At 74.0% G+C, this 13,247-nt stretch carries 12 protein-coding genes; 4 read left to right on the top strand and 8 right to left on the bottom strand.

Annotation, left to right across the window (positions count from 1 at the left end; genetic code table 11):
• Nucleotides 1–174: 174 nt before the first annotated feature.
• The 5 genes from FOF52_RS07935 to FOF52_RS07915 all read right to left on the bottom strand — a co-directional run bounded on the left by FOF52_RS07935 (nt 175) and on the right by FOF52_RS07915 (nt 6,592).
• Complete coding sequence (locus tag FOF52_RS07935) at nt 175–1,083, bottom strand: SDR family oxidoreductase (RefSeq protein WP_248593184.1); 909 nt, start codon at nt 1,081–1,083, stop codon at nt 175–177.
• A complete protein-coding gene (locus tag FOF52_RS07930) occupies nt 1,080–1,946 on the bottom strand; it encodes an alpha/beta fold hydrolase (RefSeq protein ID WP_425265544.1) in 867 nt (288 codons plus the stop codon). The genes FOF52_RS07935 and FOF52_RS07930 overlap by 4 nt, the downstream gene beginning before the upstream one ends.
• Before the next feature lie 68 nt (nt 1,947–2,014).
• Complete coding sequence (locus FOF52_RS07925) at nt 2,015–3,544, bottom strand: flavin-containing monooxygenase (protein WP_425265543.1); 1,530 nt, start codon at nt 3,542–3,544, stop codon at nt 2,015–2,017.
• Between the two features lie 111 nt (nt 3,545–3,655).
• Entirely contained in the window at nt 3,656–4,576 is a 921-nt protein-coding gene (locus tag FOF52_RS07920) for a DUF4429 domain-containing protein (RefSeq protein ID WP_248593181.1), read from the bottom strand.
• A 123-nt stretch (nt 4,577–4,699) separates the two neighbouring features.
• The gene (locus FOF52_RS07915) at nt 4,700–6,592 is read right to left on the bottom strand and encodes an ABC transporter ATP-binding protein (RefSeq protein ID WP_248593180.1); all 1,893 of its coding nucleotides are present in this window, start codon (nt 6,590–6,592) and stop codon (nt 4,700–4,702) included.
• Nucleotides 6,593–6,883: 291 nt separating this feature from the next.
• Between FOF52_RS07915 and FOF52_RS07910 the strand changes: the two genes are divergently transcribed.
• Nucleotides 6,884–7,897 (top strand): ATP-binding cassette domain-containing protein, encoded by a 1,014-nt coding sequence (locus FOF52_RS07910; RefSeq protein WP_425265532.1) that lies wholly within the window; start codon nt 6,884–6,886, stop codon nt 7,895–7,897.
• Nucleotides 7,894–8,733: an ABC transporter permease gene (locus FOF52_RS07905; protein WP_248593179.1), complete on the top strand. Its 840-nt coding sequence runs from the start codon at nt 7,894–7,896 to the stop codon at nt 8,731–8,733. The genes FOF52_RS07910 and FOF52_RS07905 overlap by 4 nt, the downstream gene beginning before the upstream one ends.
• 15 nt (nt 8,734–8,748) lie before the next feature.
• On the opposite strand, the gene FOF52_RS07900 is transcribed toward FOF52_RS07905, so the two are convergent.
• Nucleotides 8,749–9,345 (bottom strand): class I SAM-dependent methyltransferase, encoded by a 597-nt coding sequence (locus FOF52_RS07900; RefSeq protein ID WP_248593178.1) that lies wholly within the window; start codon nt 9,343–9,345, stop codon nt 8,749–8,751.
• Between the two features lie 101 nt (nt 9,346–9,446).
• Between FOF52_RS07900 and FOF52_RS07895 the strand changes: the two genes are divergently transcribed.
• The gene (locus FOF52_RS07895) at nt 9,447–9,983 is read left to right on the top strand and encodes a MarR family winged helix-turn-helix transcriptional regulator (RefSeq protein WP_248593177.1); all 537 of its coding nucleotides are present in this window, start codon (nt 9,447–9,449) and stop codon (nt 9,981–9,983) included.
• Nucleotides 9,944–10,423, top strand: coding sequence for a nitroreductase family deazaflavin-dependent oxidoreductase (locus FOF52_RS07890; protein ID WP_248593176.1), 480 nt, complete (start codon nt 9,944–9,946; stop codon nt 10,421–10,423). The genes FOF52_RS07895 and FOF52_RS07890 overlap by 40 nt, the downstream gene beginning before the upstream one ends.
• A 138-nt stretch (nt 10,424–10,561) precedes the next feature.
• Here the strand turns inward: FOF52_RS07890 and FOF52_RS07885 are convergent, their stop codons facing one another.
• Together FOF52_RS07885 and FOF52_RS07880 are read right to left on the bottom strand one after the other, a co-directional pair.
• On the bottom strand, nt 10,562–11,074 hold the full coding sequence (locus FOF52_RS07885) for a pyridoxamine 5'-phosphate oxidase family protein (protein WP_248593175.1): 513 nt from the start codon (nt 11,072–11,074) through the stop codon (nt 10,562–10,564).
• Nucleotides 11,075–11,215: 141 nt separating this feature from the next.
• On the bottom strand, nt 11,216–12,814 hold the full coding sequence (locus tag FOF52_RS07880) for a nucleotidyl transferase AbiEii/AbiGii toxin family protein (protein ID WP_248593174.1): 1,599 nt from the start codon (nt 12,812–12,814) through the stop codon (nt 11,216–11,218).
• Nucleotides 12,815–13,247 lie beyond the last annotated feature (433 nt).

Genomic DNA, 13,247 nt, shown 5'->3' with positions numbered 1-13,247 from the left:
CACGTCACGGAACGTGTGCGGAAGACAATATCTTCTCAGGGTCTGTTCAGAAAACTCTCATACTCCGCACAGAAAAGCACACCCTCGGTGGCTGTCGTGCACCGAGGGTGTGCGTAGCGGCACGCGGGTGCGCCCCCGAGCGGGCTGGGGCGCGCCCGCGCGGGCGGGGAGGGGTCAGTCCGACCGGGCGGGTCCGGTGTCGGCGCGGGCCGCGGCGTCGGCCGCGCCGCCCCTGCCCACCGGGCGGGCGCGCCGGCCGCGGGTGGCCTCCAGTCTCGGTTCCAGGCGGGCCACCTCCCGCGAGCCCATCCGTGTGACGAGGCCGGGCAGCAGGCCGCGCACCAGTTGCACGGCGGGCAGCCACCGCTGCCCGTACACGTGCGCCGAGCGGCGGGCGATCCCGGAGACGATGGCGTCGACCGCGCCCGGCAGCGGATAGGTGCGGTTGAGGGGCCAGGGCAGCCGGGCGCGCAGGTCCCGCAGCACCTCGTCCTCGTCGGCGCCCCGCACCATGTCGGTGTCGGTCCAGCTGAGGTAGGCGACGCCGACGTCGACCCCCCGGTGGGCGACCTCGACCCGCAGTGCGTGCGCGAACGCCTCCACCCCGGACTTGCTGGCGCAGTAGGCGGCCATCATGGGGGCAGGGGTCAGCGCCGCCAGCGAGGCGATCTGCAGCAGGTAGCCCCGGCTGCGCAGCAGCGCGGGCAGGAAGGCGCGCGCGGTGGCCACGCTGCCCAGCAGGTTCACCTCGATGACGCGGTCGAAGAAGACCGGGTCGGAGTCGGCGAACGGGCCGCCCACGGCGATCCCGGCGTTGGCGACCACGATGTCGACCCGCCCGTACCGCTCCTCGATGGCGCGCGCCGCGTCGCCGACCGCCTTGCGGTCGGTGACGTCGGCCGTCCAGGCGCCGGCGGCGGGGCCGCACGCCGCGGCGGTGGCAGCCAGCTCCTCCGGTTCCAGGCCGACCAGCGCCACGCGGGCCCCGCGGGCGGCGAGCCGCTGCGCCAGCAGCGCGCCCACGCCGCGGGCGGCGCCGGTGACCACCGCGACCTTGCCGTCCAGGGAGTGCTTCCGGCTCATCCGGCCTCCTTCAGCGGGGAAGCCGTCCCGTCGGCCGTGCCGGGGGCGGTCAGGTGGGCATGGACGAGTCCCCGCACCACCTCGCAGACGCGTTCGGGGGCCTCCAGCGGTGTCATGTGGCCGACGCCGGGCAGCAGGACGAGGTCCTCGCAGGAGGGCAGCTCCTCGGCGAGCCGGTGGGCGTGCAGGGGAGGGGTGAGCCGGTCGGCGGTTCCGGCCAGGACGCGGGTGGGCACGTCGAGGTGGTGCAGCGATCCGGACAGGTCGAGGGTCATCAGCACCGAGCCCCAGCGGGCGCGCGGCACCGGCCGGCAGGCGTGCACGATACGTACGCACAGGTCCACCATGTCCGCCGGGGCGTCGGCGGCCATGGTGACGTAGCGCAGTCCGGCGCGGGTGAGCGGGGTGACCGGTCCCAGCGGCAGGGGCGCGGCGAGCAAGGCCCGGTGCAGGGCCGAACGCAGCCGGGAGGGGCCGCCCATGACGCGGGCGGCGGGCACCAGTTCGCGGCTGCCGGTGCTGGCCAGCAGCGCCGCGGCGACCCGGGTGCGGAACTCGGGGCGGTCGGCGGCGGCCATGATCGTCATGCCGCCCATACTGTGGCCCGCGACGACGACCCGGGTGCCGCGGCGCACCGTCGCCCGCAGCACCGCGCACAGGTCGTCGGCCAGGGCGGTGGTGCTGTAGCCGCCGCGGCGCGGGGTCTCGCTGCGGCCGTGTCCGCGCTGGTCGTAGAGGACGACCCGGAGGTCCGGACCCAGGGCGCGCAGCACGGGCGTCCAGAACAGGGTGGAGCAGGTCCAGCCGTGGCTGAGGACCACGGTGGGGGCGTCGTCGGGGCCGTGGACCTCGGCGTGCAGCATGGTGCCGTCGGCGGAGCGCACGCGCAGCACGTCGGCGGGCCGCGGGGGGGTCAGCGTCTCGGAGTGTTTCAACGCACTGCCTCCGGTGCGGTCGTGGCGGGCAGGGAGTCGGGGGTGCGGGCGGGGACCGTGGTGTACTCGGTGAGGTCGATCCGGCGGGTGGCGGAGCGGAAGCTCAGGGTGGAGCCGGGCCACAGCGTGGTGTTGCGGCCGCGGGAGTCCAGGTACCAGCTGGCGCAGCCGCCGAGGGCCCACACGGTGCGTCGCATGCGCGCCTGGACCCGGTCGTTCCAGGCGTCCTGGGCCTCGCGGCGGGGTTCGAGTGCGGCGATGCGCGCCGAGTCGAGGTGGCGCAGCGCGTCCATGATGTAGTTCACCTGGGACTCGATCATGTAGATCATCGAGGTGTGGCCCAGGCCGGTGTTGGGGCCCACGATGAGGAAGAGGTTGGGGAACCCGGCGACCGTGGTGCCGCGCAGCGCGCTCATGCCGTCCTTCCACGCATCGGCCAGGGAGCGGCCCGCGGCGTCGTGGATGCGGGTGGCGATCGGCAGGTCGGTGACGTGGAAGCCGGTGGCGAAGACGATCGCGTCGGCGTCGCGGCGGGTGCCGTCGGAGGCGACGAGCGTGGTGCCGCGCACTTCGGCCAGGCCCGAGGCGACCACGTCGACGTTGGGGCGGGTCAGGGCCGGGTAGTAGTCGTTGGACAGCAGGATGCGCTTGCAGCCCATGACGTAGTCGGGGGTGAGCTTGGCGCGCAGGTCGGGGTCGCGCACCGCGCGGCGCAGGTGGGCGCGGGCGACGACGGTGGCGGCTCTGAGCAGGGCGGGGTGGCGCACGAACGCGCCGACGGTGGACTCGCGGGTGAGGTAGACGCCTGCGCGGGCGAGTTTCTGGACCGCCGGGACGGTGCGGAACAGCCACCGCTCCAGTCCGGTGATGGCGCGGTCGGCGCGCGGCATCACCCAGGCGGGGGTGCGTTGGAAGACGACGAGGCGCTCCACCGCGGGTTGGATGGCGGGGATGATCTGGATGGCCGAGGCGCCGGTGCCGACGACCGCCACGCGTTGTCCGGTGAGGTCGTAGTCGTGGTTCCAGCGGCTGGAGTGGAACACCTCGCCGGGGAAGCCGTCCAGGCCGGGCAGGTCGGGGATGGTGGGGTCGGCGAGGGCTCCGGCGGCGCTGACCAGGACGTCGCAGGTGAGGGTGGTGCCGCTGGTGTGGACCGTCCAGCGCAGGCGGTGGGCGTCCCAGCGGGCCTGGAGCACTTCGTGTCCGGTGCGGATGTGGGGGCGCAGCCCGAACCGGTCGGTCACGTCCTCCAGGTAGGCGCGGATGTGCGGCTGCCCGGAGAAGCTGCGCGGCCAGTGCGGGTTGGGGGCGAAGGAGAACGAGTACAGGTGGGAGGGGACGTCGCAGGCGCATCCGGGATAGGTGTTGTCACGCCAGGTTCCACCGACGTCGCCGGCGCGTTCCAGGATGACGAAGTCGGTCTGGCCCGCCTGGCGGAGGCGGACGCCCAGCCCGATCCCGCCGAATCCCGATCCGATGATCGCGATCCGCACGTGGGGCGCTGCGGGCGCTGCCGTGGAGCCCATAGCACTACCTCTCATCGTTGGCTATTGAACCAATGGCTGTTGGTAATGTTTGAGCGTAAACCATGACAATGGACATTGGAAGATTTGGATCACTCTTCCCGGAGGCCCGGGTCACAGCCGGTCGAGGAGTTCGGTCTTCTTGGCCTGGAACTCCTCCTCGGTGAGCAGGCCCTCGTCACGCAGCCGCCCCAGCTCCCGGATGCGGTCGTAGACCGTCTTCTCCGCCGCGGACGGGACCGGGGCGTCGGTCCCCGCACCGAGCTGACCGGGCCCCTCGGCCCCCGCGGTGAGCGGGGCCGGAGCCGCGGACTCCCGGGCCCACAGGTACGCCGTCACGGTCGCCGCCATCAGCAGCATGCGGCCCTCCTCCTTGCGGGAGGAGTCGGTCAGCAGGCAGTTCAGGTCCTTGCCCGGCTTGGTGACGGGGGTGCTTCCGGAGTCGTGCGTCACGACCCGCAGGTAGGCCTCGTTCCATCCGTCCGAGGGCGTCCACTCGACGCTGCGGATCGTCGGGAGGGGAAACTCCCGGCGCTGGTTCTTGCGCTTGCGGGAGCCCGCCGCCCACCCCGACCACACCAGGCGCACCGTCTCACCGTCGAAGAAGGCCGTGCCCTCGGCGACCTGGACGTGCAGCGGGAGCGGGGGGACCAGGCGCGTGGCCAGCTGCTCCGCGGGGACGGGGTCCGTGCCGCGCGCGGTTTCGGCGGCGGCGGAGAACTGGTCGGCGTAGTACTCGGCGAGCAGTTCGGTCCGGGAGTCCCCGGTCAGCACGAACGGGTGGCCCCTGCCGGTCAGGGCCGCCCCGACCGCGGAGAAGGGGTCGACGCGGTCGTGCAGCCGCAGCTGGAGCCGCCAGCTCTTCCCCCGCACCCCGCAGGGGGTGAACTCGACCTGGGAGAGGGCTGCCACGGGCAGGTGGCACTGGCCGAGAGCGGTCAGGAACGGATCGGCGCGCCACCCCGTGCGGTAGTGGATGGAGATGGTCTCCCCGTCGAACCGCCAGACTCCCTGGTGTCCCTGCAATTCGTCCATCCGGTAATTCTAAAGAACACACCAAGGAGTGCGGGCGCCGCGCGCCCCGGGCCCGCCGCCCCGGCACCGGGCCCGGAGCCGTGTCGTGTCGCCGGTCGGTGGACCGGCGACACGACACGGCGGTCAGGGGGTGGCCCCGCCGACGAGGTCGCCCGAGGGCTGCTCGAACTGGGTCCGGTACAGCTGCGCGTAACGGCCGTTGGCGGCCAGCAGTTCGGCGTGCGTGCCGCGTTCCACGATCCGCCCCGCCTCGACCACCAGGATGAGGTCGGCCGCCTGGACGGTGGACAGCCGGTGCGCGATCACCAGGGCGGTGCGCCCCTCCAGCGCCTCGGTGAGCGCCTCCTGCACCTGTGCCTCCGAGTCGGAGTCCAGGTGCGCGGTGGCCTCGTCCAGGATCACCACCCGGGGCCGCGCCAGCAGCAGCCGCGCGATGGTCAGCCGCTGGCGCTCACCGCCGGAGAAGCGGTAGCCGCGTTCGCCCACCACCGTGTCCAGTCCGTCGGGCAGGGACGCGATCAGTTCGGCGATCCGGGCCCGCCGCAGCGCCTCCCACAGCTCCTCCTCGTCGGCCTCGGGGCGGGCCAGCAGCAGGTTGCCCCGGACCGTGTCGTGGAACAGGTGCCCGTCCTGGGTGACCATGCCCAGGGTGGCGCGCAGCGAGGCGAACGACAGGTCCCGCACGTCGACCCCGGACAGCCGCACCGCGCCCTCGTCGACGTCGTACAGGCGCGGCAGCAGCTGCGCGATCGTCGACTTGCCCGCGCCCGAGGAGCCCACCAGGGCCACCAGCTGCCCCGGTTCGGCGCGGAACGACACCCCGTGCAGCACCTCCTCGCCGCCGCGCGCGTCCAGCCGCGCCACCTCCTCCAGCGAGGCCAGCGACACCTTCTCGGGCGCCGGGTAGGCGAAGCGCACCCCGTCGAACTCCACCGACACCGGACCGTCGGGCACCTCGCGGGCGTCCGCGCGCTCCCGGATCAGCGGTTGCAGGTCCAGCACCTCGAAGACCCGCTCGAAACTCACCAGCGCGCTCATCACCTCCACGCGCGCGTTGGCCAGGGCGGTCAGCGGCGCGTACAGGCGGGTCAGCAGCAGCGCCAGCGCCACCACCGAGCCCGGGTCCAGTTGGCCGCGCAGCGCGTGGAACCCGCCCAGCCCGTAGACCAGTGCCAGGGCCAGCGCGGAGACCAGCGTCAGCGCGGTGAAGAACACGTGTTGCAGCATGGCGCGGCGCACACCGATGTCGTGCACCCGCCCGGCGCGCACGGCGAACTCCGCCGACTCCTGCTCGGGACGGCCGAACAGCTTGACCAGGGTCGCCCCCGGCGCGGAGAAGCGCTCGGCCATCTGCGTGCTCATCGCGGAGTTGTGGTCGGCCGCCTCCCGCTCCAGGCGGGCCAGCCGGGAGCCCATGCGGCGCGCGGGCAGCACGAAGACCGGCAGCAGCGCCAGCGACAGCAGGGTGACCTGCCAGGACAGCCCCACCATCACCACCAGCGTCAGGGTGAGCGTCACCAGGTTGCCCACCACCCCCGACAGGGTGTCGCTGAACGCCCGCTGCGCCCCGATGACGTCGTTGTTCAGCCGGCTGACCAGGGCTCCGGTGCGGGTGCGGGTGAAGAACGCCACCGGCATGCGCTGCACGTGGTCGAACACGGCGGTGCGCAGCTGCAGGATGAGCCCCTCGCCGATACGCGCCGACAGCCACCGCGTGGCCAGGCCGACCCCCGCCTCGGCCAGGGCGATGACGGCGATGAGCACCGCCAGCCCCACGACGAGGCCGGCCTCGGCGCCGCCGACGATGCCGTCGATCACCCGGCCCGCCAGCACCGGTGTGGCCACCGCCAGCACCGAGCCGACCACGCTGCACACCAGGAACCAGACCAGCTTGGCCGTGTGGGGGCGGGCGAAGCGGCCGATGCGCCGCAGCGTGGCCGCGGACAGCGGACGCCGCTCGTCGGGGGCGTGCGCGGTGCGGTACAGCGTGTGCCAGGCGGTCATCTCCATGCTCATACGGTGGTCACCGGCCTTTCGGGGTAGGGCAGAGGAGGTGGCGCGGCCGTGCGCGGCACCCGACGGGACGGAGCCTAGGAGCTCAACTTTGGTTGAGGTCAAACTCGCGAGGAGGGCGAACCCGGGGTACAGGTTTTGCCGCCGCTTGGAATCGAACAGGTGTACGATAGCAGTGGTGGCCGGAGAGTGCCCCGTGGTCGGACCCGTCCTGTGGACAGGGGACGCGGGTGCGGTCGACGGCCACGACCGAGGACAGCGCCCCCCGTCAGAGAGGACGGAAGGAAGGCCGCCGTGTCACCGTCCCGCGCCGCCGCGACCGGCCACCGGAACCGCCGCGCGGCCGACCTGGCCGTCGAGACCTCCGGCCTGGCCAAGACCTTCGGGAGCACCCGCGCCGTCGACGGCGTCGACCTGCGGATCGCGGCCGGGGGCGTGTACGGCGTCCTGGGGCCCAACGGCGCGGGCAAGACCACCGTCATCCGCATGCTCGCCACCCTGCTGCGCCCCGACCGCGGATGGGCCCGGGTGTTCGGCCACGACGTGGTGCGCGAGGCCGACGCCGTGCGCTCCAGGGTGAGCCTGACCGGCCAGTTCGCCTCGGTGGACGAGGACCTCACCGGCACCGAGAACCTCGTCATGCTGGCCCGGCTCCTCGGCTACCCCCGGGCCGACGCCAGGGCGCGGGCTCGCGAGCTGCTGACGGCCTTCGACCTCGCCGAGGCGGCCGGAAAGCAGGTCAAGACCTACTCCGGCGGCATGCGGCGGCGCCTCGACATCGCCGCGAGCATCGTGGTCACCCCGGAGCTCCTCTTCCTCGACGAGCCCACCACCGGGTTGGACCCGCGCAGCCGCAACCAGGTCTGGGACATCGTGCGCGCCCTGGTCGCCCAGGGCACCTCGGTGCTGCTCACCACCCAGTACCTGGACGAGGCCGACCAGCTGGCCGACCGGATCGCGGTGATCGACCGCGGCCGTGTCGTCGCCGAGGGCAGCCCCGGCGAGCTCAAGGCGTCGGTGGGCACGGGCACCCTGCACGTGCGCCTGCACGACCCCGCACGGCGCGGTGACGCCCGGCAGCTGCTCGGCGCGGTGCTGGACGAGCCGGTGCACGAGGAGCCCGACCCCGCGGCGCTGTCCGCCCGGGTCTTCGACCCCGCCCTGGTGGCCCGCGCCCTGGCGGAGCTGACCGCCGCCGGGCTCGCCGTCACCCACTTCTCCCTGGGGCGGCCCAGCCTCGACGAGGTGTTCCTGGCGCTGACCGGCCGCTCCGCAGACACCCACGACACCCGTGAGGAGACGGCATGACCGCCACGACCACCCGGCCCCGCTCCGGGATCGACGAGAGGCTGCGCACCGCGCTGACGCGCCGCGCCCGGCCGCCGCGCCCCGGCCCGGTGACCGCGTCGCTGGTCTTCGGGTGGCGGGCGCTGCTGAAGATCAAGCACGTGCCCGAGCAGCTGTTCGACGTCACCGTCTTCCCGGTGCTGTTCCTGCTGATGTTCACCTTCCTGTTCGGCGGCGCGCTGGCGGGCTCCCCGCGCACCTACATCCAGACCCTGCTGCCGGGCATCCTGGTCATGAACGTCGTCATGATCACCATGTACACCGCCCTGACCCTCAATACCGACATCCAGAAGGGGATCTTCGACCGGATCCGGTCGCTGCCGCTGTGGCGGCCCGCCGCGCTGGCGGGGGCGCTGCTGGGCGACGCGGTCCGCTACACCGTCGCCTCGGCGATCGTCGTGGTGCTCGGGCTGGCCCTGGGGTTCCGCCCGCAGGGCGGCGCGGTCGGCGTGCTGGCGGCCGTGGCGGTGCTCGTGGCGTTCTGCTACAGCCTCTCCTGGCTGTGGACCGTGCTGGGCCTGGTGCTGCGCAGCCCCAACGCGGTCATGAGCGTGAGCATGATGGTGCTGTTCCCCGGGACGTTCCTGACCAACGTCTTCGTGGACCCGGCCACCATGCCCGACTGGCTGCGCGTGTTCGTCGAGGCCAACCCGATCACGCACGTGGTCACGGCGGTGCGCGGCCTGGTGCACGGCTCGGCCGCCGCGGCCCAGGTCGCCCTGGTGTTCGCCGAGTGCGCGGTGCTGGTCGGGGTGTTCGCGCCGCTCACCCTGTACCTGTACAACACCCGGAACTGAGCGGCGGGGCCGCGTTCACGCCGGGACGGCCATGATCTGCCGCACGCACCGGGACGGCAGCGCCACCCCGGTGCGGATCACGGTGCGCAGCGGCGGGGAGGCGGTGAACAGGCCCTGCTCCTCGGCGGTGGCCACCAGCAGGTCGAAGGGGCCGAAGGGGAGGTCGTAGACGGCCAGGCGGCCCCCGGGGCGCAGCACCCGCGCCAGTTCCGGGACGGCTCCGGCGGGGTCGTCCCAGTGGTGGGCGCTGAACGAGGTGACGACCAGGTCGAAGGAGTCGTCGGCGAAGGGCAGGTCGGTGACGTCGCCGAGCCGCGCGGCCACCCGGTCGCCGAAGGCCGCGGCGTTGCGCTGTGCGGCGGCGACCATGTCCGCCGACAGGTCGAGTCCGGTGACGTGCAGGTCCGGGCGGAGCCGGGCGGTCTCGACCGGCAGGACGCCGGGGCCGGTGCCCACGTCGAGCACCGCGCCGCCGCGGGGGGCCAGAGCGGCGACGTCCTCGGCGATCCGCCGGTAGCCGCCGCGCGCCAGTCCCCGGGCCGCGCGGTCGTAGAGCCGGCTGCCCCTGCCGTGGAAGAGGCGTTCCACGCTCCGGTGGATGAGGGAGTGCACGGGAATCCCACCCTTCAGAAAAGTTGTTCCATGCAACTGTTTGGATCGTAGGGAAGAAAGTTGTTTGACGCAACTGTCTGGGGGGTGGGATCCTCGTGGAGATGGAGACGACACCGGCACATCGGCTGCACCGGGCGCTGATGGACCTGCTGCGCCTGTCCGGCCTGCTCCAGAACGACCAGCAGGTCCTCGGCCACCCCGTGTCGCTGTCCCAGTCCTTCGCCCTGGACGAACTGGACCCCGCCGCCCCTCCGCCGTCGCAGCAGGAGCTGGCCGAACGGTTGGGCCTGGAGAAGAGCACCGTCAGCCGCCTGGTCGCCGACCTGGAACGCAGGGGCCTGCTGCACCGCGAACGCGACCCCGCCAACCGGCGGACCTACCGGCTGCGCCTCACCGAACGGGGCCGCCAGGTCCGCGCGCACCTCGCCGAACTGTTCCAGCAGCGCTACGACCTGTGGAGCGCGGCCATGACCCCCGACGAACGCGACGCCCTGCTGCACGGCCTGTCCGCCCTGCTGCGCGCCGTCCGCGACAACCCGCCGCCCCCGGTGAGGCCCCGCACCCCCCGAGGACCGCACACCCAGGGAGGAACACCACCGTGGAACAGCCCGACCTCCGCCCACCGCCCACCGGTCTGAGCCGCCTGCTGTTCCGACTGCCCGTCCACCTGTACCGCGCCCGCCTGGGCTGGCTGTTCGGCCGCCGACTGCTGATGCTCACCCACACCGGCCGCGTCTCCGGCCGGAAACGCCGGACGGTCATCGAGGTCGTCGAGTACGACCCCGCCACCGGCGCCCACACCGTCTGCTCCGGCTTCGGCCCCCGGGCGGACTGGTACCGCAACCTCGTCGCCACCCCCGAGGCCACCATCCAGGTGGGCGTCCGCACGATCCCGGTCACCGCCGTGCCGCTGCCGGTCGACGAGGCCCAGCAGGTGCTGACGCGCTACGCGCGCCGCCACCCCCGGGCGGCGCGGGCGCTCGGCCGCTTCCTGGGGCTGCGTCTGGACGGCTCCGAGGCCGACGGCCGCCACGCCGCCCGGCACCTGCCCCTCCTGCGCCTCGTCCCCCGGCACTGACCGCGGCGGGCGGCGGGGGAGGGGCCTGCGCGGACGGCGACGCCCCCGGGGACGGCCAGGCGGGTGCGCCGCCGGCCGGCGGCGCGGACCGAAGGCTCCCGGGCACCCCGCAGACACCGTCGGCGGGGGCGACCCCTCTCAGCGGAACCGCCAGCGGGTCTGCCCGTACTCCTCGCCCCGGCTGAACCCGAAGACGGTGGCGGGGGCGAGCCGGTAGACCACGGCCGTGCCGCCGCCGCTGCGGAAGAAGCCGTCCGCCACGTCGAAACGCCACGGGGCGCCGTACTTCGTCTCGAAGGACGCGGCGACGAACCGCAGCGCCGCGTCGTCGGCGAGCCGCACGGCCTCGCCCTCGACCACCAGGTCCAGTCCCCGGCCGAGCGAGTTGCAGCCCGTGGTCAGCACGCAGTGCGGATTGGCCGCCAGGTTGGCGGCCTTGCGCTCGGACGGGCCGGTGCAGAAGTACAGCGCGTCGTCCAACCACACCGCCAGCAGCGGAGCGACGTGCGGACGGCCGTCGGGGCGCACCGTCGACAGCCAGAACACCTCGGCCGCCACCAGCAGGCTGCGCGCCCGCTCCCAGTCGAGCGCGGCCGCGCCCTCGCTGCTGTACCTGGGGTCCAGTTCGCCCACCGGTCGCCCGCGCTCCATCGTCGCCCCCTCCGAGCAGCCGGGACGGCGTTCGGGGCGGACGCCCCGCACCGCGCCGGCCCTTCGCGGTCCGGCCCCGACACTTCCCCGCGCGCTCCCGCCGAAACCGGCGGGACCGGCGGGAGCGCGCGGCGGACCGGGTCAGTCCAGGACCGGGCCGAGCGCCGCGGCGAGCCGCCGCTTCCAGGACACGGCGTCGCCCGGCACGTCCGGGTACTCGGCGGCGAACTCCGCCCAGTCCACCTCCCAGCCCATGACGGCCTTCGCGGTCAGCCCCTCCACCGGGTACTCGGCCGCGGCCAGCACCCGCCTCAGCAGGTCGCGTGGCGGGGTGTACCGCTCGGCCAGCAGCACCGCGTCGTAGAGGTCCTTGCCCTGCGGGTACATGTCGTCGTGCAGCCACAGCAGCTTCCAGGCCAGCGACAGCTCCGGGCTCGCCGCGAGCAGCGACACCCCCTCGCCGTCGGCGGTGGGGACCCGTGTGGTGACGGCGGGCTCCGGCAGGTGCTCCCCGAACACGAAGTCGAGCTGCAGGGCGCCGTCGGGCAGCCCCGCGCAGGACCAGCGCAGCAGCAGCCGCCGTCCCGGGACGCGGTCGTAGGTCCAGATGTCCTCGACGACGGCGCCGTCCGCGTCGAGGAGGACCCCTCCGGGGGCGGCGGGGCTGTCGCGCACCGCCGCGACCAGGCCGTCGAGCAGCTCCGCGGCCCGCGGGTCGGCGATGCCCAGGTCGGGTGGGAGGACCACCCAGTCCAGGTCGCCGGGGTCGCGGGCCTCCTCACCCACCCACGTCGGCATCAGGGCGCTGCCGCGCAGCACCAGGTGCCCGGCCCACGCCGAGGCGGACACCAGCCGCAGCAGGTGCTCGCGCACCGAGCGGCGCGCCGCGTGCCACCGGGCGGCGGTGGCGGGGACGGCGAAGACCGGCTCGCCCGCCCGGAACGCACGGTCGAAGTGCTGGGTCGCCGGATCGAAGACGGGACGCTGCCGGGCCTGCTCCCCGTCGGTGACGGGCTGGTAGGTCGCCGGGAAGCCCGGGGCCCCCGCCTCGGGGACGGGGGTGTCTTCGGGGACGGCGAGTCTCGACAGAGAAGCCTCCCAGGAGGTCTGCCCCGGGGTGGACCAGCCCTCGTCCAGGGACAGCCGGTCGTCGAGGACGACGAACTCCCGTTCCACCTCCAGGACGGTGACCCCCAGTTCCGCCAGGGCGGCCAGCAGGGCGTCCAGGCGGCGGTGCGCCTTCTCGGCGCCGATCCGGTAGCCGCGCTGGGTGACGAACCGCTCGTGCCGTCCGTCGGAGCGCCGTCTGCGGGCGTTGCGGGACAGGTGTGCGTCGTGCCGCCGCGCGGTCTCCCGCACCCGTTCCAGGGCGTCGTCGTCCAGCAGCAGTTTCACGTGGTGCTCGAAGTACTGGTCGGGCCGGTTGGCCACGGCCTCGGCGTCGGTCTGCGGCACCCCCGGGTTCCACGGGGCCGCCTCGATCTTGGTGCGCACCACCGGCCAGCCGAGTCCGGCCAGTTCCGCGGCGTGGCGGGCGGCGGCCTCCCGCTGCTCGGCGAAGGAACCCGAGGCGGTGAAGGTCAGCATCGGCTGGTCGGCGGAGCGTCCCCGCTCCAGCAGGATGCGGGTGTACTTCAGTCCGCGCTCGGCCGCCCAGCGCCCCAGGTCCTCCTCACGGTCGCCGTCGACCGGGGACACGGTCAGGTGGGTTTCGAACTCCCCGGTCGGCACCGATGTCATGGACACCACTCCCCGTGCTCCGGCGCGTCCCGCGCGCTCTCGACGTTCCGGCCGAGCCAGGCTAGCCGGAAGGACCGGGCCCGTCCCACCGGTTTTCCGCGGCCCCGACGGGCGGGGCGGCGCTTCCCGAAGGCCGGGAGCACGTGGAGCACGTCGCGGGCCGTTCACCACGGGGACACACCGCTGCCCGGGCGGCCCACCGGTCTTCCGCCGTCGGGGCGCCCCCGACCACGTCGGGGAACCGGCCCGGCGGGGCGACGTCGACCCGCTCACCCCGCCCGGGCGCTGCCCGCCGCAGGACAGGGCGGCAGGAGGCGCGTCCACCAGCGCCGACCGGACCGGGCGCCCCGGCGACAGGGCCGCCGAGGTGCCCGGTGGGCCCCGCGGCGCCGTCGGCCGGCCGCGTGACGGGGAGTGTTGAGGGGCGGGGCGC

Source organism: Thermobifida alba (genome assembly GCF_023208015.1).
GTDB lineage: Bacteria > Actinomycetota > Actinomycetes > Streptosporangiales > Streptosporangiaceae > Thermobifida > Thermobifida alba.
Note: the sequence above shows the minus strand (reverse complement) of the source record. Positions and strands in the feature narration are given on the sequence as shown.